Below are 23242 nucleotides of genomic sequence, written 5' to 3' on the forward strand. Positions count from 1 at the left end.
CATGACGACCGACCAGCGGCCGGCGCCATCCGGCGCGGTGACCCCCGCGGGCCTCGACCCGGTGACCTTCGAGGTGCTGAAGAACGCCTTCGTCACCGCGGTCGACCTGATGAGCGAGCAGATCATGCGCACCTGCTACTCCTTCGTGATCTACGCGCGCGACTTCTCCTCCGCGCTGTGCGACGCCGACGGGAACACCGTGATGCAAGGCAGCGCCGACATCGCCGTGCACGTGGGCACGCTGCACTTCCAGTGCAAGGCGGTCCTGGAGGAGTTCGGCGACGACATCAATCCCGGTGACGTCTTCGCGGTGAACGACCCCTACCGAGGCGGCACACATTTCAACGACGTGAGCTTCATCCGGCCGATCTTCGTGGGAGCGGAGATCATCGGGTTCGCCCAGAACAAGGGCCACTGGGCCGACATCGGCGGCAACGTCCCCGGTTCCTTCGACGTAAACGCGAAGGAGCACTTCAGCGAAGGTCTCCGCATCACCCCGGTCCGGGTGTGGCACCGGGGACGCCAGCTCCGCGACGTGGCGCAGCTGCTGGTGTCCAACACGAGATCGCCGTACAGCTGCATGGGCGACCTGAACGCGCAGGCCGAAGCCACGGCGGTGTGCGAGCGCGAAATCCTCCGCCTGGTCGACCACTACGGCCGGGACACCGTCGTGGCAGCGATGGGCGGCGCCCAGGACTACGTCGAACGCATCGTCCGCCACAAGCTGGCCGAACTCCCCAAAGGCGAATGGGAAACGGTCGACTACCTCGACGCCGACCCCAGCAAGCCGGAAGGGTTGGTGCCGATCTCGGTCAAGATGCGCATCGACGACGACGGCATCCACTACGACCTGTCCGGCAGCGCGCCGGCGGTGTCCACGTTCCTCAATTCCGGTTACGGCACAACACATTCTGCGCTGTACGCCGGAACCAAGACGTTCTTCCCGGACGTGCCGCTCAACTCCGGGCTGTACCGGGTGGTGCACGCCGAACTTGGCCCCGAGGGCACAGTCGTCAACGCCAGCTGGCCGACCGCGGTCACCGGATTCTGCTCCGGCCCCTACGAGAAGCTGATGAACGCGCTGTTCGAGATCTGGTCGCAGGTCATGCCCGAGCGGGCTATGGCTTGCGCGTTCAACCTCGAATACCTGCTGGTCGGCGGCAAGGACGGCCGCACGGCGGACCGCCCCTACTTCATGTGGTACGACTGGATGGCCGGCGGCTGGGGCGGCCGAGCGACCAAAGACGGCTCGGGAGCGACGGCGCCCGTCTTCGGGCCGGGCCTGGCCGTGCAGCCCGTCGAAGGCCAGGAACGGCTCTCCCCCGTGCTGACCACCGAGCACACCATCGTGACAGACTCCGGTGGTCCGGGACGCCATCGCGGCGGCTGCGGGTTGGAGAAGGGCGGCGTACTCACCGACTGCGAGAGCACCGTGATGTCGTACTGCTGCGACCGCGCGCGGTCGATCACCTGGGGCATCGCCGGTGGCCTGCCCTCGCTGCCGCACGGTGTCTGGCTGAACAAGGGCACCGAGGACGAGCGGTTTCTCGGCGCGACGTTCTCGAACGTCGCGATCGAGCCCGGCGATGCGTTCACCCGGCCATCGGCCGGCGGCGGGGGCCACGGGGATCCGCTGACCCGGGATCCCGCTCTCGTGGTCGAAGACGTGATCGACGGGTACGTCTCGATCGAGCGTGCGGCCAAGGATTACGGCGTCGTCGTCGAACCGGTCGACCCCGAGTTGGACCGGTACGAAGTGGACATCGCCGCCACCGAGGAGCTACGGAGGTCCATCGCCGCGGAGCGGCGGGGCTGGTTGGCGGAGGACCCGCACGTGGTGGCCCGCCGGTATCGCGCGGGCGAACTGGACATGCTCGATTCGATCAGGCGATACGGCGTGATCGTCGATTGGGGAACCGGCGAGCTGCACGAGAACACCACGCGCCAGTACCGAGAACTGCTCCAGAAGCGGGCCGCGGCCTACTGGGACCGTCGGGGCAGATCTTCGGGTTGCGGCCGGTGATGTCCACGATCCAGTCGAGCCGCGGGGCGTCGGCGGGAACCTCCGCCGCAGCGCCCCACAGGCCTTCGACCGGGGCGTTCGGGACGAATTCGGCCACGTGGTCAAAGCAGGCCCGCAGCGTCTCTTCGGGCAGGCCGAAGGGCTGACCGGTGGCCTTGGCGAGGTCCCAGTCGTGCACGACCAACTCGGTCAGCGCGATCTTGCCCCAGACCTCGTTCGGCAGGTCCACGCCGGCGCCGTTGGAGGTGCCCCGCCACGCTCCCGGGTTCGCCCACGCCTCACCGAGCTGCTGCGTGCGGGCGCGGTCGGCCGCCATGCCCCGTTGGAGGCGGGGGCGCACGGCATCGGCACCTCGGCGCTTGGATGCATCGGACCAGCTTCCCGGCACGGCGACTCTGCGCCGTCCCCGATCTGCGAGCCGGGGCCTTTGGCCCCTGGAACCGGCAGCTCCGGCTCCCGCACGGTGACTTACTGACAGAGCGCATGCCTGGTCGGCCTGCTGATCCGAGCAGTCCGGGCGAGCGGAGGGGACGGCGACATGACAACGCACGGAGCACGACGCACGCACACCGGATGGGTGGGATGGGTGTACTTCGCGGCGGTCGTCCTGCTGCTGGCCGGAATCATCCAGGTGATCAACGGGGTGATCGCGTTCGCCCGCTCCGGCACGACGTACGTGATGCCGGCCGGGGCGGTCCAGATCAACTACGCCGGGGTCGGCTGGAGCTTCCTGATCACGGGTGCCGTGCTCGTCCTCACCGGAATCGGGCTGTTCGGCGGTCGCACCTGGGCACGCGCCGTGGCCATCGTCATGGCGTTGATCAGCGTGCTGGCCAACCTCGCCTTCTTCACGGCGTATCCGCTGTGGTCTGCGGTCGTGATCGTGCTCGACGTGATCGTGATCTACGCATTGGCCGCCCACGGCCGAGAGGCCAGCCGCAGGTAGTCCGCGGATCCCGCGGCGGGGAGGCGACCAGTGCACCTGCAAGTCCTGCCCCTGGCCATCACCATGATGGCGGGACCGCAGATCATGTCGGCGATCGTGTTCGCGACCAAGTCCCGCGCGGTGCGGGTGTCCGTCGCGTCCTCACCGGCATGGTCCTGGCGACGACCGGCGGCGTGCTGAACGCTCGCGTATCGGCTGCACGGCTCGGCAGCGCCTGCCCGTTGATGGCGAGTCGCCGGAGGGCGAGCGCTCAAGGCAGGCAACAGATCGAGCTCATCGCCCGGCTGGTGCTGGTCGCGGTGCGGAACCACCTGGGGCGCAAGACGGCGGAACCGAAATGGCTCAGCACACAGCTGTCGGCGACCCGAACACCGCGTTCAAGACAGGTCTGCTCGGCGCTCCTCGCCGCGCTGCCGCTGTTGCTCTACCTGATCTCCCTCCTCCTCGCTACCGGCGGTTGATTTCCTCTGTGCTGACCCGGTCCGAGACGAGGAAGGCTTTGGCCCACTCCGCGCGCGGGTCGCTGTCCACGAGCAGCGCTTTTACCAGCAGCGTCAACGGGATGGCCAGCACCGCCCCCAGCGGCCCGACCGCCCATGTCCAGAACACCAGGGACAACAAGGTCACGGTGACCGAAAGCCCAACGGCGTCGCCGACGAAGCGCGGCTGCACCAGGCTCTGCACAACGAAGTTGAGCACCGCGTAGACAGCGACCACGACGACAGCCAGCTGCCAACCTCCTTGGAGCAGGGCGAGGACGACCGGCGGCACCAGTCCGATGACGAACCCGACGTTTGGGATGTAGTTGGTGACGAACGCCAGCAGCCCCCACAGCACCGGCAGCGGCACCCCGAGCAGCGCCAATGCGATGGTGTCCAGCACCGCGACGATCAGCCCGAAGACTGTGGAGACCACCAAGTAGCTTCGGGTGCCGCGGGTGAAACCGACCAGCGCCTCGGCCATCCGCGGATGCCGGGCGGAAACGATTCCGAGCCTGCGGCCGACCCCGCTGGTCTCGATGCCCAGGAACAACAGCAACGCCAAAAGGAACACCAGGTTGGTGCTCACGCTCGCCACACCGGACAGCAGACCGCCGACGAACCCGGCCAGCTCGGTGTAGTTCACCCTGCTCGCGGCGGTCTTGATCTGCTCCGGCCCGATACCGAACTTCGCGAGCGTCTGGGCGATTTCGGCGGTGAGCGCGTCGGCGCGTTGCGCGTAGTGTGGGAGGACCTCCGCCAAGCGCGCCACCGAGACGAACACCACCAGGGCGAACGTGATGAGCACCGCGTAAACCAGAACGACCAGCACCGCGGTGGCCAGCCAGCGTGGACAGCCCTTCCGGACCAGCCACGCCGGAACCGGGTTCGTTGCGATCACGATGACCAGCGCGAGGAACGTCGGCGCGATCAGCCAAGCGGCCGCCCTGACCCCGGCGACGACCACGACCGCTGAGGCCATCCCCAAGAGCACGACCAGCCCCTGCGGCAGCCGACCAGCCTGTGCCCCGGGTGTGGCCAAGCCACCGCTGTGATTCGCCACCAGACAAGCCTACGAGCCCCGACTGCGCACCGCGCGTCGATCAGCGATCCACAGTGGATCAGCGGCGCGCCGTCGCGTCGCACGGTTCGGTGCGACAGGCACAAACCCACGCCGAGTACGCTGGAACCTGGACCGCCTCACCGCGTTCGTCGCGCCGGAGTGCTGCTCCACTGCGAGGTTCCACACGTACCGCGCTTGAGCGCAGTCAGGTGGCTCTGGGCCCGGCGGTGCTGCCGGTAACCATCGCCGTGTTCGCCGCGTACGCGATCCGCAGATTCCGCTTCCGTGGCCGGAACCTTTGCCGCATCGTCGTGCTGTCGACCCAGACGTCCCCGGCATCCTGTTCCTGCTCCCGCTGTCCCTGATCTACGCCACGGTCGGCCAGGTGACCGGCATCGCGCTGCACGGCAGCCACCTCGGCCTGGTCATCACCTACCTGGCGTTCTCGCTGCCGTTCTGCACGAACTGGCGGCGTTCGCCGAAACCCTGTCCACTGTAGACATCGATCGCTGTAAGTGCACCGACGTGCCCGCATCCGGTCGAGCACTTCGCCGCGCGGAACGCACGCGTCAACCCGGAGGACACGCACCGGACCTACTCGGCGCTAGCCGAGATCGCCGGTGTCGAACGACCGATCACGGTCGACGATCCGCGGGTGTTTCGGCGTCGTGCTACAGAACGCTCACGGGCGGATGTTCACTGCACAACCTCAAAACCGGTGAAGACCTTTCCAAGATCCGCCCTCCGCCTACGGCGTGCGGGTCGTCGAACTACGCGCGGACTGAGTCCTGGGACCGTGAGTGCTTCGGGTCGCTGCAACGGCCCGAAACGCTCGCGCTCTAGGTGATTCAGGCCCAAAGTCCCTAGTCCTGCCACGTCAATGACGTGGAAGCGTTGGGGTGGGCGTGTGTCAGGTGCGACCAGCTTCCGGCCGGGGTACAACGGAGGCCTACCCGACCCACGCTGGTGCTGGGCCGCTCGTGCCTCACGGGCATTCGGCACGGGGCCACCGGGCTTGACCGCTCGTTCCGCCGCTCGTGGGAGACGCTCATGAAGATCGTGTGCATCGGGGCCGGACCTGCCGGCCTCTACCTGGCCATCTCGGCGAAGCTGCGCGACGCCGACAACGACATCACGGTGATCGAACGCGATCCACCGGGCGCCACCTACGGCTGGGGCGTCGTGTATGGACACGCTATACCTCAACGACCGGGAGAGCGCGGAGCGGATCCGCGCCGCATCCACGCTCTGGCAGGAACAGGTCGTCTCACTGCGCGGCACCGAACACGCCTACATCAGCGGGTACGGCTACAGCATGAACCGCGCGCCGCTGCTGGAGATACTCGCCGATCGGGCCGCGATGCTCGGGGTGGACATCCAGTACGAGCGGGCCGTGGAGGACCTGTCGGAATTCTCCGATGCGGATCTGATCGTGGTGGCCGACGGTGCCAACAGCCGGACCCGGCAGCAGTACGCCTACGAGTTCGGCACCGAGGTGTCCCAGGGGCGCAACCCCTACCTATGGCTGGGCACGGACCGGGTCTTCGACAAGTTCACCTTCGACTTCGAGGAGACACCGCAGGGCTGGATCTGGTTCCACGCCTACCCTTCCAGCGCCGGGATCAGCACCTTCATCGTCGAATGCAAGGAGGAAACCTGGTACGGGCTCGGCCTGGACCAGCTCGGCGCCGACGAGAGCATGCGGCTGCTGGAGGACATCTTCGACACGCCGCTGGCCGGGCACTCGCTGATCAGCTCGTCTCGGGGAAAACCCGCGTCGTGGCACCGGTTCACGCAGGTCTACAACGAGACCTGGCGACACGACAACGTGATCCTGATCGGCGACGCCGCGCACACCACGCACTTCACGCTCGGCTCCGGCACCAGGCTGGCCATCAGCGATGCGGTCGTGCTCGCGCAGAAACTGCTGGAGCGCGAGCAAGTGGCCACGGCGCTCAAGGAGTTCGACCTGGAAGGCCACGCCGCGCTGCGCGTGGCGCAGACCTCGGCGCGCACCAGCATGGCGTGGTTCGAGAACGCCGACCGCTACACGGATCGCAATGCCGTGGACTTCTGCTACGCGATGTCCTCCCGGAACAGCTTGCAGCCGCCTTGGCGCTACCAACAGCACGTTCTCACGCAGCACCCGGCTGCGCGCAAGGCCCTACGACTGGTCAACAACGCCTCGCGCTGGGTTCAGGCGCGCAAGCGCGGCGAGTCGCGGCGGCCCTAGGACAACAGCACCACCACCGCGAGCCCGACCCAGGGCGTCAGGTGCAGGCACACCAGCCCGCCCAGCGACAGCACCAGCAGGATCTCCTGGGTGACGTAGCTGACTGAGGACAGCGGGTCGCTGGCGGAGATCGGCAGCGCCAGCCGCTTCGGCAACAGCGTCTCCCCTAGCCGGTCACTGCGCACCGGTCGGCCGACGAGCGACCGTTTCAGCACTTCAGACGGCGGCACGGGCTCAGCGTAGGCCCGGCCGGACCGATCCGGCCCCTTGAGAACCCGGCCGGGTCAGGGCCCTGGCGGGAACGTCCCGAGCGGTCTCGAGGCTACCGGTGGTGCGGCCGGGCATGCCTGTCGACGTGCACGTCCGCACCACCTATCGCCGGGTTGTTCGGATCACTCGACGTGGGTGGCGTCGCGGACGGTGCCGACGTATTCCTCGACGAGGTCTTCGAGGGCGACGATGCCGATGGGTTGGCCGGTGGTGTCGGTTGCGGTGGCGAGGTGGCTGCCGGTGCGGCGTAGGGAGGTCATGGCGTGGTCGAGGCGGGCGTGGGCGGGGACGGTGGGGAGTCGTCGGATGCGGGTGGGGGCGATGGGGGTTGTGGGGTCGTGTCCGGCTTGGTCGAGGACGTCTTTGATGTGGAGGTAGCCGGTGAGTGTTCCGTCGTCGCGGCGGAGGGGGAATCGGGAGAATCCGGTGTGGGCGACGGCTTGTTCGACGTCGCCGAGGGTGGGGTGTTGCGGGAGTGTGGTGAGGTCGGGTAGGGGGACGAGGACGTCTGCGACGGTGTGTTCCACTGAGGACAGTGTTTGGGCGAGTCGGCGGTGTTCGGATTGGTTCGAGGAGGCCTTCGCGGCGGGATTCGACGAGGAGTTCGGCGAGTTCGGCGGAGGTGTAGGCGGTGTCGAGTTCGTCTTTGGGTTCTACGCGTAGTAGGCGGAGCGCGGTGTTGGCCATCATGTTGAACACGGCGATCAGTGGCCGGGCGAGTTTGACGAAGCCGACCAGGGGTGGGACCAGCCAGAGGGCGAGTCGTTCGGGTTCGGCGATGGCGAGGTTTTTCGGGACCATTTCGCCGACGAGGACGTGGAGTACGACCACGATCGCTAGTGCGATGGTGAACGCTACGGCGTGGGTGATGGTGTCGGGGATGCCGAGGGTGGTGAAGGGTGTTTGGAGTTGGTGGGCGACGGCGGGTTCGCCGAGGCGGCCCAGGCCCAGGGAGCAGAGGGTGATGCCGAGTTGGGCGCTGGTGAGCATCAGCGAGCCTTCCTGGCTGGCTTTGATCACCACTCGGGCGCGGGTTTTGCCTTGGGCCAGCAGTGCTTCCAGCCGGTCCCGGCGGGAGGACAGCAGGGAGAACTCCGCGCCCACGAAGAACGCGTTGAGCAGCAACAGGACAACACCCAGCACGATCGCGAAACCGTCGCTCATCGAACCTCCTCCACGGCCTCGGCGCTCCCGGTGTTGCCGGGTTCGCGAGTGAGACGGAGATCTGCGATGCGGTTGCGATCCATCCGCGTCACCGTCAGCACCCAACCATCCAGAAGCAGCTTGTCGCCGACCTCGGGTATGCGGCCGAGTTCACCCAGCACGTAACCCGCGACAGTCTCGTAATCCCCGTCCGGCAACGGAGCCCCAACTGCGTCCACGAGTTCGTCCGGGCGCAGCAGGCCGGAGATGATCCAGGTGTTGTCGCCGATGTGCCGAACAGCGGCGATTTCGCGGCGGTCGTGTTCGTCACGGACGTCGCCGATGATCTCCTCGACGACGTCCTCCAGGGTCACGATGCCCGCGCTACCGCCGTACTCGTCGACCACCACCGCCAACTGCAACCCCGATCCGCGCAACGTCTCCAACAGCGCGTCACCGGCCAAGGTCTCCGGCACCGTCGAAACAGGCTGAACGAGTGATCCGACGGTGGTCCGTTCGCGTTCCCCGGCTGGCAGCCCGAATGCTTGCTTGACGTGGACAACGCCGTGGATCTCGTCCAAATCACCGCCGTGCACCGGAAAGCGGGAGAACCCGGTGCGGCGGGCGACGTCGAGCAGGTCCATCACGCTGTCGCCGGCGGTCAGGGACTCCACACGGACGCGTGGGGTCATCAACTCCTCGGCGGTGCGGTCGCCAAACCGCAACGACCGGTCGAGCAACTGCGCCGTCGACGCGTCCAACGTTCCGTGTTCGGCGCTGGAGCGCACGATCGACCCGAGTTCTTCGGGGGAACGGGCGGATCGGAGCTCTTCCTGGGGTTCGATCCCGGTTGGCGCTGTTGTTCATCGCGTCGATCAGCCACCGGAAGACCCGCGAGAACCGGGCGTGATAGCCCGACACGGCACGGGCGGTGGACAGCGGGCGGGCGATGGCGAGGTTCTTGGGCACCATCTCCCCGAAGACCATCGACAGGGTCGTGGCCAGCAGGATCGCCAGCGTCAGCGACACCGCCCCGGCCACCTCACCGGGCAGCCCCAGCGCGGTCAGCCCCGGACGGATCAGGTCACCGACCAACGGCTCCGCCACGTACCCGGTGACCAGCGTGGTCAACGTGATCGCGACCTGGGCACCGGAAAGCTGGAACGACAGCGTCCGGTGCGCCTTCTGCACCGCCCTCGCACGCCGGTCACCGACCTGACGCACATGCGCGTCCACCGTGCTGCGTTCCAGAGACGTCAGCGAGAACTCCGCGGCAACCGCCAACCCGGTGCCCAACGTCAACACGCCAACGAAAACAAGGCCGAGAACGGCCAACAGGATGTCCATCACCGACCACCCCAGAACGGGGCATCGGCCACCAGCCGCGGAAAGCCGGGACTACGTCCCGGCCCGGTACTGCCCTCTGGAGATTGCGCTTCGCGCACTGAAGATGTCACTCCTCGACAAAACAAAGGGGAGGAAAGGGACACGCAGTATATCCCGAATGGAGTACCACCCCAGCGAGCAAACTAGATCGAGGTCACACTGTTGGGCGTTCGCAGGCCGTCGCGCCCAGCCGACCGAGTCCGCGCAGATACACGAACTGCGCCGACTCGACCGAACAGGCGATGTTGTGTTGATCACGATTTTTGGGGTGTTTGTCCGGAACTCGCTGCTCTACTGTTCCGTTCCAATGGACATGGACGATGATCCTGACAGTCCCGGCCGTGCTCCTCGCAGTTCGAGGAGCACGGACCCCACGAGGACGCTGACGCCACCGCAAGCCGACAGGCTGCGCGGAGCCGCGCCACCACACGTCCGAAAGCCAACGTCACCCACGGACCTGGACATCATCCACTTCGGGCCACTGGGGAGAGTCGAGTTCTGCGCGCTTCCGCGCCGTGCAGCCGAGAACCGGCGAGCGCTCCTCCCCCGGACGACCAACTCCCCCTTCCTGCGCCCCCGCATGCCCCCTCGGCCTGCCGGGACGTCGAACGCGGAAGCTCCGAAGCGCATCGCGCAGGCTCGCGGCCCCGCAAAACCACGCTGACCGGGCCGCGCCGAATCTCCGATCGACTGAGGAGCCGCATCACCCGCTACCCATTCGAGAACACGCACCGCAATCAACTGACAGCGAAGAGAGAAGGAAGGGCCAGCAGAATGGTCTTCAAGAAGCTCCTGGGCGCGCTCGGTGTCGGCGGCCCGTCGGTGGACACCGTGCTGCAGCACCCCCACATCCGCCCGGGCGAGAACCTCGTCGGCGAGGTCCGCATCACCGGCGGCAACCAGGACGTCAACGTCGAGCACGTCGCGCTCGGCTTCATCACCCGCATCGAGACCGAGCACGGCGGCCGCGACGGACACGCCGGGGTGGAGTTCCACCGCGCCGTGGTTGCCGGGCACTTCGCGCTGCGCGAGGGCGAGAACAAGACCATCCCGTTCGAGCTGCCCGTGCCGTGGGAAACGCCGATCACCAGCGTCTACGGCCAGCACCTGCACGGCATGACGCTCGGCGTGCGCACCGAACTGGCCATCGCCAAGGTCGCGGACAAGGGCGACCTCGACCCGGTCATCGTGGAACCCCTGCCCGCGCAGGAGAAGGTGCTCGAAGCCTTCTCCCAGCTCGGTTTTCACTTCAAGAGCGCCGACCTGGAGCACGGCCACCTGCACGGCGTCCGCCAGGAACTGCCGTTCTTCCAGGAGATCGAGTTCTTCCCGCCGCCGCAGTTCGCCGGGCGCATCAACGAGGTCGAGCTGACCTTCGTCGCCAGCCCGCACGGGCTGGACGTGGTGCTGGAGGCCGACAAACGCGGGGGGTTCTTCGCGCCGAGCCAGGACGCCTTCGGTCGCTTCCACGTCACCCACGAGGAAGCGCTCACCACCGACTGGGCGGGGCAGATCCGCGGCTGGCTGGAGCAGGCCGTCGAACGACGCGGCGGCATGGGTCACCACATGGGCGGCTACGACCACCAGGGCTACGGCCACCACCCGCACGGCCACCACGAAGAGCACCATCGGCGCGGTTCCGGGATGGGCGGCATGGTCGCCGGCGCCGCGCTCGGCGCCGGCGCCGGATTCCTCGGCGGCATGGTCGCGGGCGAGATCATGGAAGAGGTCTTCGAGGGCGACGAAGAAGAATTCTGATCACCGTGGCAGGCGGGCGCCGGGAATCCGTTCCCGGCGCGCGCCGCGCGATGGTCCGGTCATCGGCCGCCGAGATCACCCGCTAGATTGATCAACATCTTGTTCGGGGACCGTCTACCGGGAGTCTTGGTGAGCACGCGTGAATGCGTCCGCGCGCTGGTCGACGCGCCACTTTCCCAACGGCTGATCATCACGATCATCCTCATCAACGCCGTCACCCTCGGCTGCGAGACATCCCCCGACCTGGTGGCCTCCTACGGCTGGCTGCTGCACGCGGTGGACCGGGCCGTGCTGGCGATGTTCACGCTCGAACTCGCCGCACGCTGCCACGCCTACGGCTGGCGGTTCTTCCGCGACCCGTGGAACTGCTTCGACGCCATCATCGTCGGCATCGCGCTGCTGCCCACCACCGGAGCCTTCGGCGTCCTGCGGACCCTGCGCATCCTCCGCGCACTGCGGCTGATCTCGGTGGTCCCCAGCATGCGCCGCGTGGTCGGCGCGCTGCTCACCGCCGTGCCCGGTATGGCTTCCATCGCCGCCCTGCTGGTGCTGATCCTCTACGTCGGAGCCGTGATCGCCACCAAGCTGTTCAGCGCGGTCGCGCCGGACTACTTCGGCGACCTCGGCGACTCCCTGTTCACCCTGTTCCAGGTGATGACCGGCGAGGCCTGGTCCGAGGTCGCCCGCACCGTGATGACCGAGGAACCCTTCGCCTGGGTCTTCTTCATCGGCTACATCGCCATCACGACGTTCACGGTCCTGAACCTCTTCATCGCCGTCGCCGTGTCCGCGATGGAGTCCCAAGTGGGCCGCGAGCGCGAGAGCAGTGAAGACACCGCCGAGGGCGAAGCGGTCCAACAACTCATCGCGGAGATCCGCGAACTCCGCACCGAAGTCCGCGAACTCCGCACCACAGCAACTGAATCCGCGCCTAGAACCTGACGCTTCACCGCTGCTCCGGTTCCAGCCACGGCTCTTGCGGGAGCGGACTGCCCGTCTCCAGCAGGGACTTCAGGTTGGACAGCACTGCCGCCCACCCACCAGCCGCCTCGTCCCGCTCGGAATCGTCGGCGAAGTTCTCCTCGGTGACGGTGAGCCGGACGATCTCGCCGTGCGGCCGGATCTCGAACGTGATCCGGGACGGCCCGTTCGGACGGTCCTGGCCCGGCATGGCCGCCGTGAGCACGAGCCTGGTCGGCGGCGAGCTCTCCACGACGGTGCCGACGACATCGGCGGTGCGCGTGCCATCCGTTCGTTGGTGCTCCCACTGCGAACCGACCGCCCAGTCGGACACGTTGCTGTGGCCCCAGAACCGCGCCGTCAGGTCGGGGTCGGTCAGCGCGTTCCAGACCTCCTCCGGCGTGCTGTCGATGTAGATCACGTACACGAAATCAGGTTTGTCGCTCATGCGGGCCTCCTCCGCTCGCCGCTTCAGCTCGCTCAGCGCTTGGACGCGCGGGCGCTCGAACTTGTGGATCCACCTGTCCTGGATCTCGCCGAGGGGAACGGGATTGAGGTAGTGGAACTTCTCCCGACCGCGCCGGACCGTGCTGATCAGGTTGGCCGCTTCGAGGACGGCCACGTGCTGGGTCACCGACTGGCGTGCCATGTCCAGCTGCTCGCACAGCTCGCCCAGCGTCTGCCCGTTGCGCTCGTGGAGCGTGTCCAGCAGGTACCGCCGAGTCGGATCGGCGAGCGCCTTGAAGACCTTCTCCAGCTCAGCGGGCACACCCGGCATTATGCAGGCAAATGCCTGCATAATGTCAACCGTCGCGTCAGCCGACGAACTGGTCGTAGAGGAGGTAGCAGTTCAGGCCGACGATCAGGATGGCGATCAGGGTCATCACCGTCGTCAGCCAGCGCGGGTTGGCGAACTCCCCCATCACCGCGCGGTCCCGGGTCACCAGCACCAGCGGGATCAGCGCGAAGGGGATGCCGAAGCTCAGCACGACCTGGCTGAAGTTGAGGACGTCGGTGGTGTTCATGCCGAGCGCGATGACCAAGAGCGCGGGCACCATCGTGATCAACCGGCGCAGCAGCAACGGGATCCGGAAGTTGATGAACCCCGCCATGACGACCTGCCCGGCGAAGGTGCCGACGCCGGACGAGGAGATCCCGGACGCGAGCAGGGCGACCGCGAACACCAGGGCGGCGGCACCACCGGCGAGCGTGGCGAGGCCCGCGTGCGCGTCCTCGATGGTGCTGATGCCCGTGTTCCCGGTGTCGTGGAAGAGCTTCGCGGCGACCAGCAGCATCGACAGGTTGATCATCCCGGCGAGGCCGAGCGCGACGGCCACGTCCCAGCGCTCGAAGCGCAGCACCCGGCGGCGGTCGTCGTCGTTCGAGCACGCCACCCGGCGGCTCATCAGCGCCGAGTGCAGGTAGACGACGTGCGGCATCACGGTGGCGCCGACGATCCCCACCGCGAGGTAGGCGCTGCCGCTGGGCAGCGCCGGCACCAGCCCGGAGATGGCCTGGGCCGGTTCCGGGCCGATCTGCAGCAGCTCGTAGGCGAAACCGGCGATGATCAGCAGCAGCAAACCGGCGATCGCCCGCTCGAAGGGCCGGTAGCCCAGCGCCTGCAGGCCCAGCAGCGCGAACGCGACCACCGCGGTGATCAGCGCCGCCGGCATCATCGGGATGCCGAAGAGCAGGTACAGGCCGAGGGCCGCGCCGACGAACTCGGCCAGGTCGGTGGACATGGCGACGATCTCCGCCTGTAACCAGAGCCCCCACCGCATCGGCCGGGGATACCGCTCCCGGCAAACCTCGGGAAGGGTCTTGCCGGTGACGACGCCGATCTTGGCGGACAGGAACTGCACCGGCATCGCCATCAGGTTCGCCAGCACGACGACCCACACCAGCGCGTAACCGAATTCCGCGCCGGCGCCGATGTTCGTCGAGAAGTTGCCGGGGTCGACGTACGCGATCGCCGCGATGAAGGCCGGCCCCAACATGGCGAGTGCGCCGCGCACCCGGCCTCGTCCGAGCACCTGCCCGACGGCCGGTCGCGGGCCCCGTTCCGTATCGATCTTGGTCATGCCCATTGATCCACCCGTGCTGCCGTCCCGGCTTCCTGCCCGTTGATGACTGCCTCCTGTCGTCCCACATGCCCGCGCGAGCCGTAGTTCGGCTCGACGACCAAGAGATTACGGTATGCCGAAAACTCGTCTTCGAAAACCCCCAACTGATCACGCGCGGCCCATCGGGTCCGGCCCTGCCCACGCCAGGGTGTTCGAGTTCGCCGCGTTGCGCACAGCGCATTCGCGTCCGGCACGTTCAGGTCCCGGGTCCTACACTCGGAATATCGATTCCACCGCGACGCTTCGACCGGATCGCGCGATGGGGGGGAAATCGACTCGGGTTGGGGTCGCCGATGTCCGAGGAAAACCAACGTCGTCACGGCTACCGGGAAGGGCTCGGCGGCGAGTTGCTAGCCGAGCTCCTGGGCACCTTCGTCCTGATCTTGTTCGGGTGCGCTTCGGTCGCCGTCGCGGTCGCGGGCCTGCCCGGTTCGGGACGCCAGTCCGACGCCTTCGGGCCGGGGAACTGGCTCATCATCGCGTTCGGCTGGGGATTCGCCGTGGTGTTCGGCGTCTACGTCGCCGGCGGCGTCAGCGGTGCGCACATCAACCCAGCGGTCACACTCGCCTTCACGGTGCGGCGGGCCTTCCCGTGGCGGAAGGTCGTACCGTACGTGGCGGCCCAGTTCGTGGGCGCGTTCCTGGCCGCAGCGGTGGTGTACTCCGTCTACAGCTGGGCGATCGACGCGTTCAACGCCAAGGCCGGCCTCGCCCGCAACCAGTCCTTGGACACGTTCGCGATCTTCGCGACGTTCCCCGCCAAGTACTTCGACGGATCGTGGTGGGGACCGTTGCTGGACCAGATCGTCGGGACTGCGGTTCTGGTGCTGCTCATATTCGCGCTCATCGACACGCGCAACACCGCTCCGTCCGCCAACATGGGGCCGTTCATGATCGGCATGGTCGTCACCACGATCGGTCTGACCTTCGGCCCGAACGCCGGTTACGCGATCAACCCGGCGCGCGACTTCGGGCCTCGGCTGTGGACGTTCATCACCGGCTGGGGCGATATCGCGCTACCCGGGAGCTACCAGTGGTTCAGCAACTACTTCTGGATCCCGATCGTCGGGCCGCTCGTCGGGGCCGTCATCGGCGCCGTCGTCTACGACCTGTTCATCGGCCAGGTGGTGGCCGCCCGCGCCGCCCCGCTGGAACCAGGGCTGACGAACGAGGAAGCTGCCGAAACCAGAAGTAAGACAGCCTGAGCTGTTCAGAACCGGCGACCGGCAGGCTCGTCAGGCGTCGCTGGCGAGGGCGTTGCAAGAGCGATGCACCGAGGAGCAGCGGCTGATGATCATCGAGGCGTTGGCATTGCTGGATGACGTGGCCCAGTCGTGACGAGGCAGGCGGCGCGTTCCGAGGGGTCGCAGCGCGGCGGATTCGACCGCAAGCCGATCACCCCTGTGCTGCTGGGCTCGATCCTGAACCTGATCAACTCGTCGATGCTCGCCGTGGCCCTGAATCCCGATCGGCGCTGCGTTCGGGTCTCCGCCCGCGCAGGCGGCCTGTCTGGTGACGGCGCTGTACCTGGTGGGCACCGCGCTGGTCGGCGTTACCGGACTGCTGGGAACGCTCGAGAAGATTTCCCGCGCCTCGGCGAGAGGGCTAGCACCCGCCGAAGTCCTGGACCGGCTCGCCAAGACCGACACCGACTGAAACCCGTTGCCGGACTAGGGCTTTCCGCATCCGGGCGGTCAGTCCGCACCGGCTCCTGCCCGAACGAGCCGGCGGCCGATCCGGGCGATCTCGTCGATGATCGCGGCCGCGGCCGAGACATCGGCGGACAACGGGCGATCCCGGGCATCCGGATCGAGTGCGCCGCAAGCCCGTCGGTAAACCGCCCGGACCGGTTGCGCAGGGCCAGGCCCGCTCAACCGGAGCGCGCGGATCGCGGCCACCAGTTCGCAAGCCAGGACGAGCCGGTACGCCTCCGCCGCGCGGCCGGACTGCCTGGCCGCCTGCGAGGCGAAACTCGCGTGTTCTTCGGCGCCCCTGGAAAGCACCACATGGCCCAACGTCGCGGGATAGGCGGCGTTGCGCAGCTCGGCCAAGACGGAACCAACGCCGTACTCGAGCACCATGATTCCCGAGCTGCCCGGCGGGCCGGTGGCCAGGAACGGGCGCAGGCAGGTCATCTCGGGATCGGTGAGCAGCGACAGCCTCCCTGCCGAGAGTTGCGCGGTCGAGAGCATCGCCAGCCGCAACCGGTCCAGCGCGAGGACGAGCTGGGCGGCGTGGAACCCGCCGTGGTGGCGAACCTGCTGGTCGGTGATCAGCGGATTCTCGCTGGCGGCGTTGAGTTCCACGGCCAAGACCGAGTCGACGTCGGCCAAGGCCTCCAACGCGGGGCCGTGGACCTGGGGAAAGCACCGCAGACCGAACGGGTCCTGGATCCTGCACCCAGCCGTCACCGCCCCGCCGAGCAATGCCAGCATGTCGGCGGCGACCCGGGCCGCTCCGGCGTGCGGCCGCCCGGCGTGCACCTCGGGCGCGAACGGCTCGGTCGACCCATCGACGGCGAGCAAGGTCAGCGCGGCGATCGGCGCGGTCGCATCAAGAAGCCCGCGCACCTCCTCCGCCGCCAGCGCCGCCTGGGCGATGGTCAGGGCGTTGCTGCTGATCAACGCCAGGGCGTCGCCGTCGGTCATGATGACCGGATCCGGCGGCCGTCCCCCACCGGCCCAGCTCGCTTCTCCCGCGAGAGCGACTCCGAGTTCGGCCAACGGGCCGAGATCGCCGGTCCCGACGGCGCCGTGCTCGTGCACCTCCGGACAGGTACCGGCGTTGAGTGCGGTGACCATTGCTTCGGCGATAGCGGGTTGCAGCGCGCCACCGCGCAGGACCTGGTTCACCCGGACCGCCAGCATCGCCCGAACGTCTCGTTCGGGCAGCAGGTTCCCGATTCCGCTGGCATGGCTGCGAAGCAGCCGCATCCCGTGCGCCGCGCTTCCGGGCACCACTTCGCCACGGTTGGCACCGACGCCGGTGGTGCGACCGTACACCGGTTGCGGCACGGGCTTCCGCGCGTTCAGCCAACGCTTTCGGAGGCGGTCCAACGCGGCCGGTGACGCGCCGACCCCAAGGCCGTCCGCGATCCGGACCACGTCCTCACCGGACAGTTCAGGTCCGCCGAGGAGCACGGGATTTCCGGCGCGCACCGCACCCTGAATGGCAGTCACGACTCCTCCCTCCACCCGCAGCGTCAGATGCGGGCTGTGTCGTTGATGGGACGCAGCTCCTCGGCGTACGAGACGGAAACGCGCCGGATCACGCCGCCGGACACGGCGTACTGCCCCATCCGCCACAGCGGTGGGGAGTACGCGTGGATCGAGACGCTCTTGCGTTCCTTGCCCGTGAGCCGGTGGATGTGCTCAGGGCCGCAGCCGAACACGAAGCCGGCGCCGACCTCGGTCGCCAAGCTCGGCCCGGCCACCGCCAGGTTGTGCTCGACGAGCGCACCCCCGGCCACCGCGACCGCGAACGAGGAGATGTCGTGGTCATGCCAGCCCGTGTCGTTCTCCGGCATCCAGCACAGCACCCACACGTCGACGTGCGCGTCCCGGTGCAGCGATGCGTAATGCCGCTTGTCGTCGTTGAAAGCGACGTGGTGCCGCCACAGCTCCGGTCGGCGCGCCAGGTCCGCGACCAGGCCGAGCAGCTCGCGCGGGTCCAGGCAGCGGCCGGGCAGGGTTTCGAGGGTGAAACCGGTTGGTACCTCACCGATCGGGAGCGCTCGCCGGGCGGGCACCTCGACAGCCGCATGAGATTCGCCGATCACGGTAGTCCTCCTTCGAGCAGGCGACGCGGGTTCGAACAGCGGATGGCCCGGGAGGCGGCTTCCCCCAGGCCGGGATCGGTCGGCTCGGCGTAGGGGCGGTCGCTGCCGAGGACGACCGGGTCGATCCCGAGCACCCGGATCAGCGCGTCCACCCCGCGCGGCCCGTACGATGACGTGTCGACGAAGGCGTCCGGGTCGATGCGGTCGAACGCTCCGCCCCTGGCCACCAGGCGCTCGTGGTGCACGGGTGCCAGCCCCGCTCCGGCGGCGAAGCAGATCCGCAAATCCGGCAGCAGCGCGCGGCCCGCGACGTGCCAGGACCACCACGCCGCCTGCATCTGCGCCACGTAGTCGACGACCGGCGGCCACCACCCGGGCACGCCAGGCGGGCAAGTCGCTGCGCCGGGGTGCACCATGACCGGTCGGTCGTGCTGCTCGCACACCGCGAGCAGCGGGGCGATGCGTTCCACATCAGCGGGTTTCCGCATGGCATCGGCCGGGATCTGCAGGCCGACGCATCCGCTGCCGAGCGCGTCCCGCACCAGCCCGGCATCGGGTTCCAGCACGTTGGCCGCGGCCCACACCCGGAACGGATCGGGCAGCTCCAACGCCCCGCGATGCCATGCGTCCAGCAGCGGGCCAGCGTCCTCCGGCGGGAGCCATTCGATGGCGAGCGGGCTGGACAGCGAAACGACCGCAATCCCGTCTTCCCGGGCCGCGCGCTTCGCCGGTTCGTGGTCGGCAGGGTCCACCTCGAACGGCGGCTCGCCCGCCACGTGCAGGGTCCAGCCGCGCAGCAGCGGCGGATTCGCCCGTGCGCGCAACGCGTCGACGAATTCCGCAGGCCACAGGTGCTGGTGCACGTCGATCATCAATCCGGGCAAGGCAACGCCTTAGTGAAGCGTTTCAGTGAACGGCTTCAGTGAACCGCCTCAGCGGGCGTTCGGTCAAGGGCCGAACGCGTCCATCCGCCACGCGCTAGGCTTTCCAGGTGCAACGCCGCAAGCGCCCCACGATCAAGGACATCGCGGCGGAGACGGGGCTCTCCCCTGCCGCGGTGTCATACGCGCTCCGCGGCCTGCAGGTCCCCCCGGAAACGCAGCAGCGCGTGCGGGAGGTCGCCGACCGCCTCGGCTACGAGGCCGATCCGGTCGCCCGCGCGCTGGCCAGCGGGCGCACCGGGATGGTCGGCGTGCTGTGCAGTTCGCTCGAGGACCTGTGGCAGCAGAACTTCGCCACCACGCTCGGCAGGCGCTTCCTCGCCGCGGACCGCAACACGCTGTTCATGGACTCCGCCGCCGATCCCGCGCGCGAGGCCCTGCTCGCCAAGAACCTCCTCGACCAGCGGGTCGACGCGGTCGTCACGATCCCGGTCGACCCGACTTCCCCGCACTGGCCGGAAGCCGCCGCGCGGACCATGCTCGTCGCGATCGGCGACCCGCTGCCCGGGGCGTCCACCGCCGCTGAGGTGGTCTTCGACAACAGCCTGGGCGTCACCGACGCGCTGAAGACCCTCAGCGCCGCCGGGCACGACGAGGTCCTGGTGCTGACGCCGGGACCGCGCCTAATGCGCCAACGCCCGGCCGAGAAGGTCGTCCACGAGGTCGCGCGCGAACTGCGGATGAGCTTGCGCGTCCTGGCCTGCCCCAACGACTTGACCGGCGCGGCCGAGGTGGCGCGGACCGCGCTCGCCGAGGAACCCCGGCCCACCGCGGCGTTCTGCCTCACCGACTCGATGGCCTACGGCGTCTACGAGGCAGCTCGCGATCTCGGCCTGGCCATCCCCGCGGACCTGTCGGTCCTCGGCTACGACGACCACCCGGTGTCCCGGCTGCTGACACCGGCGCTGTCCACCTACCGCTGGGACGTGCAGACCGTCGTCGACGCGGTCGTCGAGCGCGTGCTCAAAGCGGTCGACAAGAACCGGCGCAGCCGGCGCAAGCTGATCGCACCGGAGCCGAAGCACCGCGACTCGGTGGGCAGACCACGCCCGTGACCGGCCCCCGGGCTACGGAGTCGGATGCTCCTCGACGAGGGGTTCAGGGGCCGACAGCCGCCATGCCTCGTACACGAGCTCCTTGAGTTCGTCGGCGTCGATCCCCCGCAGATGCACGACCACCCAGCCGAATCCGCCTGCCGTGAACTGCACCTCGAACACGTCCGGGCGCTCGGCGACCAGTGCGATCTGCTCGGACAGCGTCTGCTTCAGGCCGACCGTCTCCGTTCGCGGCCAGTAGTAGCCGAACCGCTTGCCGCGCACGCTAAACGACGTGTAGTCCCTCGCCTCCGCGCGCTCGACCTCGGCGAGACGGTCCACCATCCGCATGAACTTACCGCTCGGCACTCCCATGCCCAGCATTTTGGCGCACACCGCCGACATTCCGGACCGAGCAACCTCGTGTTGCTGCGGCTAGCCCAACTTACGCATTTCGACCCGGAGCAAGATCCACCGATAGTAAGCTCCCGCCGGAGAACGATGGTGGACCTATTCGGACGAGACGAATCGTTGTGCCTGCTCGCTAACGCCGCGGCGCAAGCGCGGGCCGGACGCGGCGGGCTCATCATGCTGCGCGCAAATCCCGGTCTCGGCATGACCGCCCTGCTGGACGCCCACTCTGCCACGGCGCGCGGCATCGGCATGCGGACGCACCGGATTGTCGTGCTACCGCCCAGCGGATGCACGGAGTTGTCGACCGGTCTGCCCGAGTGGACCGAGCCCGCCGTGGTCGTGATCGACGATCTACACCGCGCGGACGACGCGACGCTGCTGGCGCTGCATGAGCTCGCCGAAGGACTCCACGACCGCTCGCTGCTGGTCGTCACCGGGCGGCATCGCGGTACTTCTCCCGCCCGGTTTGAGCGACTCGACCGAATGGCGGTCGTACATGACCTCCTCCCGGTGGAGGACGACGCTGTCAGCGCCGTCCTCCACGATGTAACCGGTGGGGAGCCGCCGGAATCGTTGCTGCGGCTTGCGGACGAGGCACGCGGCAACCCGTGGCTGTTGACCCGCCTCACCGATGACGACCGTGCTTCGGCGGTGACCGCTTGGGCGACCGACCTGGCGGGCGGCGACGGCGCTCTGCTGCGTTTCGCCGCGATCCTGAACGAACCCGCGTCGGTCGACGAATTGGCCGCCGTCGCCGAAAGGGCACCGGTGGACGTGCTGGCCGGGGTCGCGCGGCTCGCCGCGCTCGGGCTGGTCGAAGAGCAGGCCGGGCTGGTGCGGTTCCGGCATCCGGTGGTGCGCCACGACGTGGCGGCGACGTCGGTGGGTTTGCGCGGTTCCGCGGCGCGGACGCTCGCGGGCCGCGGCGCCGCACCCGCCGCAGTCGCCGAACAGCTCGCGCACACACCGATGGACGCCTGGACCCTGGCTTGGCTCGACGCCCACGCCGACCGCCTCGCCACCCAGCCGACCCCGGCGGTCGTGGAGCTGCTCGACCGCGCCGTTTCCTGGCTCCCGCCCGGAAATTCGCGCCTGCACCCGTTGCGGGCCGCGCTGGCCGAGGCGCTGATGTGGTCGGGCCGCATTGATGAGGCGCTGCGCGCCGCCAACACCAGTCTGGCCGCGCATCCGGACCCGCCGATCAGGCACCGGCTGCGCGCGGTGCTCGCCCTGAGCTGCATCCGGGAGATGGATCCCGAAGGCGCTGCCACGGCCCTCGATCCTGAACGGGTGCACGGGGCACTCCCCGGACGGCTCGCCGCGATCGACGCCGCCGCTTGCCTGCTGGCCGGCGATCTGGAGGGCACGGAGCGCGCCGTCGAAGTCGCGGCACCCGAAGCCGCGCACGACCCGCTCATCGAGGTGTACCTGCTGTCTTTTCGTGTTCCGCAACCTCGCCGGGGCGCTGGAGCTGCTGGACCAGGCGGACGCACTGCTCGACATCTCGGTCTCCGACCGGGGCCAATGGTTGATGTCGCGCCTGCTGCGCGCGGTCGTCCAAGACCTGCGCCAGGACCGGACGGCGCTGCAGACAGTCGAGGAAGCTCGTCCGCTCGCGCGGGTGTTCGGCGCGGGGCTGCTGGCCTGGCTGCACACCATCGCGGCGCTGGCCTCGTTCAACAACGGGATGTGGGATCGAGCGCTCGACGAGATCGACGCGGCCATGTCCCTGCCCGACCTGTACGGGATGGGCGGGCCGCTGCACGGGGTGGCCTCGTCGATCCTGCTGAACCGCGGTGACCTGCCCGGTGCTCGCGTCCACGTCGAGCTCGCCGAGCAGTCCGTCAGCCGCGGGGCCGCCGTGTTCTACGAGCAGATCACCGTGCTGTCGCGCGCTGTCGTCGCCGACGCGGAAGGCGACGCGCAGCGGGCGCTGGAGCTCGTGCGCAGCCTCGCCGACGGCGCCGTTGGGGTCCACCACGGCCACGCGGTCTCGACCGTCGGCGCCCGGATCGTGCGCATAGCGGTCGCGGGCGGCGACCACGACCTGGCTGCCCGGCTGCTCGCGCAGATGCGGGAGTTGTGCGCCGGCGAATCCGCCGGCGAGCGCAATGCGCTGATGTACTGCCAGGGCTTGGTCGACAGCGACGTCGACCTGCTGCTGACCGCCGCCGAAGGATTCGCCCAGAACGGATCGCCGATCTCCGCCGCGAGCGCGGCGGAGGACGCGGCGCGGATCCTGGCCGCTTCTGGCAGACCCACCGATGCGCGGGCTGCCTACCAGACCGCGATCGACCGGTACGCCGCGCTTACGGCCACCGGCGCCATCCAGCGAGCCGACGCGGCGCTGCGCGCCTACGGCGTCCGGCGCGGCGCGACGGGGCCCCGCCGCCGCCCGAAGCACGGCTGGGACAGCCTGACCGCCGCGGAGCGGCGCGTCGCGGAGCTCGTCGCGCAAGGCCTCACCAACCGGGAGGTCGCCGAACGACTGGTCGTTTCGGTCCGAACGGTCGATTCGCACGTGTCGCGGATCCTCGCCAAGCTCGGCTACTCGTCGCGGGTCGAGATCGTGCTCGGATTCGAGCAGCGTGGCTGAGCCCACCACCAGCGCCGAATGCCCGCCACCGATGCCGGTGGCATCGAAAATCCTCGCCCCGACGTTGAGCGCGCTCGTCGCAGCAGCTCGCACAA

Annotated in this window: 21 protein-coding genes and 2 pseudogenes; 12 read left to right on the forward strand and 11 right to left on the reverse strand. The window is 68.6% G+C overall.

From position 1 onward, the window contains the following. Position 1: 1 nt before the first annotated feature. The 4 genes from SSPN_RS0107710 (at position 2) to SSPN_RS48695 (ending at position 3430) form a co-directional block, all read left to right on the forward strand. Complete coding sequence (locus tag SSPN_RS0107710; RefSeq protein ID WP_010693370.1) at positions 2-2023, forward strand: hydantoinase B/oxoprolinase family protein; 2022 nt, start codon at positions 2-4, stop codon at positions 2021-2023. A 538-nt stretch (positions 2024-2561) separates the two neighbouring features. Next, on the forward strand, positions 2562-2969 hold the full coding sequence (locus SSPN_RS0107715; protein ID WP_029535077.1) for a DUF7144 family membrane protein: 408 nt from the start codon (positions 2562-2564) through the stop codon (positions 2967-2969). Between the two features lie 30 nt (positions 2970-2999). Beyond that, a complete protein-coding gene (locus SSPN_RS56515) occupies positions 3000-3149 on the forward strand; it encodes a hypothetical protein (RefSeq protein WP_010693373.1) in 150 nt (49 codons plus the stop codon). Further along, positions 3143-3430 carry a hypothetical protein gene (locus SSPN_RS48695; RefSeq protein ID WP_010693375.1) on the forward strand — a complete coding sequence of 96 codons (288 nt, stop codon included), beginning with the start codon at positions 3143-3145 and terminating at the stop codon, positions 3428-3430. The genes SSPN_RS56515 and SSPN_RS48695 overlap by 7 nt, the downstream gene beginning before the upstream one ends. Here SSPN_RS48695 and SSPN_RS0107730 read toward each other — a convergent pair. Continuing rightward, positions 3417-4511 carry an AI-2E family transporter gene (locus SSPN_RS0107730; protein WP_237710480.1) on the reverse strand — a complete coding sequence of 365 codons (1095 nt, stop codon included), beginning with the start codon at positions 4509-4511 and terminating at the stop codon, positions 3417-3419. The genes SSPN_RS48695 and SSPN_RS0107730 overlap by 14 nt on opposite strands. A gap of 298 nt (positions 4512-4809) precedes the next feature. On the opposite strand from SSPN_RS0107730, the gene SSPN_RS50555 reads away from it, so the two are divergent. Continuing rightward, positions 4810-5010, forward strand: coding sequence for a hypothetical protein (locus tag SSPN_RS50555; RefSeq protein ID WP_010693382.1), 201 nt, complete (start codon positions 4810-4812; stop codon positions 5008-5010). Between the two features lie 687 nt (positions 5011-5697). Beyond that, the gene (locus SSPN_RS42910) at positions 5698-6744 is read left to right on the forward strand and encodes an FAD-dependent monooxygenase (protein WP_237710481.1); all 1047 of its coding nucleotides are present in this window, start codon (positions 5698-5700) and stop codon (positions 6742-6744) included. Here the strand turns inward: SSPN_RS42910 and SSPN_RS0107745 are convergent. The 3 genes and pseudogenes from SSPN_RS0107745 to SSPN_RS42920 all read right to left on the reverse strand — a co-directional run bounded on the left by SSPN_RS0107745 (position 6741) and on the right by SSPN_RS42920 (position 9504). Next, entirely contained in the window at positions 6741-6974 is a 234-nt protein-coding gene (locus SSPN_RS0107745) for a hypothetical protein (RefSeq protein WP_029535079.1), read from the reverse strand. The genes SSPN_RS42910 and SSPN_RS0107745 overlap by 4 nt on opposite strands. A 162-nt stretch (positions 6975-7136) precedes the next feature. Further along, positions 7137-8178, reverse strand: a pseudogene (locus SSPN_RS42915) (hemolysin family protein). Then, a pseudogene (locus tag SSPN_RS42920) lies at positions 8175-9504 on the reverse strand (hemolysin family protein). The pseudogenes SSPN_RS42915 and SSPN_RS42920 overlap by 4 nt, the downstream one beginning before the upstream one ends. Positions 9505-10317: 813 nt before the next feature. On the opposite strand from SSPN_RS42920, the gene SSPN_RS0107760 reads away from it, so the two are divergent. Together SSPN_RS0107760 and SSPN_RS0107765 are read left to right on the forward strand one after the other, a co-directional pair. Then, a complete protein-coding gene (locus tag SSPN_RS0107760) occupies positions 10318-11301 on the forward strand; it encodes a sporulation protein (protein WP_010693389.1) in 984 nt (327 codons plus the stop codon). 129 nt (positions 11302-11430) lie between these two features. Further along, on the forward strand, positions 11431-12243 hold the full coding sequence (locus SSPN_RS0107765) for an ion transporter (RefSeq protein ID WP_044573589.1): 813 nt from the start codon (positions 11431-11433) through the stop codon (positions 12241-12243). A 4-nt stretch (positions 12244-12247) separates the two neighbouring features. Here the strand turns inward: SSPN_RS0107765 and SSPN_RS0107770 are convergent, their stop codons facing one another. Next, positions 12248-13060, reverse strand: coding sequence for an ArsR/SmtB family transcription factor (locus SSPN_RS0107770; protein WP_237710482.1), 813 nt, complete (start codon positions 13058-13060; stop codon positions 12248-12250). A gap of 16 nt (positions 13061-13076) precedes the next feature. Then, entirely contained in the window at positions 13077-14348 is a 1272-nt protein-coding gene (locus SSPN_RS0107775) for an Nramp family divalent metal transporter (protein ID WP_010693395.1), read from the reverse strand. A gap of 329 nt (positions 14349-14677) precedes the next feature. Here SSPN_RS0107775 and SSPN_RS0107780 point away from each other — a divergent pair, with 329 nt between their 5' ends. Together SSPN_RS0107780 and SSPN_RS57560 are read left to right on the forward strand one after the other, a co-directional pair. Continuing rightward, complete coding sequence (locus SSPN_RS0107780) at positions 14678-15589, forward strand: MIP/aquaporin family protein (RefSeq protein ID WP_010693397.1); 912 nt, start codon at positions 14678-14680, stop codon at positions 15587-15589. A gap of 307 nt (positions 15590-15896) precedes the next feature. Continuing rightward, complete coding sequence (locus tag SSPN_RS57560; RefSeq protein WP_010693399.1) at positions 15897-16040, forward strand: hypothetical protein; 144 nt, start codon at positions 15897-15899, stop codon at positions 16038-16040. 38 nt (positions 16041-16078) lie between these two features. Here SSPN_RS57560 and SSPN_RS0107795 read toward each other — a convergent pair whose 3' ends face one another. From SSPN_RS0107795 to SSPN_RS0107805, 3 genes are read right to left on the reverse strand one after another with little or no spacing between them, the layout of a single operon-like run. Further along, positions 16079-17563: an aromatic amino acid ammonia-lyase gene (locus SSPN_RS0107795; protein WP_010693401.1), complete on the reverse strand. Its 1485-nt coding sequence runs from the start codon at positions 17561-17563 to the stop codon at positions 16079-16081. Between the two features lie 23 nt (positions 17564-17586). Continuing rightward, positions 17587-18162 (reverse strand): cysteine dioxygenase, encoded by a 576-nt coding sequence (locus tag SSPN_RS0107800; RefSeq protein WP_010693404.1) that lies wholly within the window; start codon positions 18160-18162, stop codon positions 17587-17589. Then, on the reverse strand, positions 18159-19046 hold the full coding sequence (locus SSPN_RS0107805; protein WP_202798802.1) for an amidohydrolase family protein: 888 nt from the start codon (positions 19044-19046) through the stop codon (positions 18159-18161). The genes SSPN_RS0107800 and SSPN_RS0107805 overlap by 4 nt, the downstream gene beginning before the upstream one ends. 107 nt (positions 19047-19153) lie before the next feature. Between SSPN_RS0107805 and SSPN_RS0107810 the strand changes: the two genes are divergently transcribed. Beyond that, entirely contained in the window at positions 19154-20158 is a 1005-nt protein-coding gene (locus SSPN_RS0107810; RefSeq protein ID WP_010693407.1) for a LacI family DNA-binding transcriptional regulator, read from the forward strand. 12 nt (positions 20159-20170) lie between these two features. Here SSPN_RS0107810 and SSPN_RS0107815 read toward each other — a convergent pair whose 3' ends face one another. Both SSPN_RS0107815 and SSPN_RS0107820 read right to left on the reverse strand, forming a co-directional pair. Beyond that, the gene (locus SSPN_RS0107815; RefSeq protein ID WP_029535083.1) at positions 20171-20512 is read right to left on the reverse strand and encodes an MmcQ/YjbR family DNA-binding protein; all 342 of its coding nucleotides are present in this window, start codon (positions 20510-20512) and stop codon (positions 20171-20173) included. Positions 20513-20902: 390 nt separating this feature from the next. After that, positions 20903-21958 carry a hypothetical protein gene (locus tag SSPN_RS0107820; protein ID WP_010693409.1) on the reverse strand — a complete coding sequence of 352 codons (1056 nt, stop codon included), beginning with the start codon at positions 21956-21958 and terminating at the stop codon, positions 20903-20905. A 34-nt stretch (positions 21959-21992) separates the two neighbouring features. Here SSPN_RS0107820 and SSPN_RS0107825 point away from each other — a divergent pair, with 34 nt between their 5' ends. Then, positions 21993-23147, forward strand: a complete 1155-nt coding sequence (locus tag SSPN_RS0107825) for a helix-turn-helix transcriptional regulator (RefSeq protein WP_010693410.1) — start codon at positions 21993-21995, stop codon at positions 23145-23147. Positions 23148-23242 lie beyond the last annotated feature (95 nt).

The sequence above is a fragment of the Saccharopolyspora spinosa NRRL 18395 genome (genome assembly GCF_000194155.1).
Classification (GTDB): domain Bacteria; phylum Actinomycetota; class Actinomycetes; order Mycobacteriales; family Pseudonocardiaceae; genus Saccharopolyspora; species Saccharopolyspora spinosa.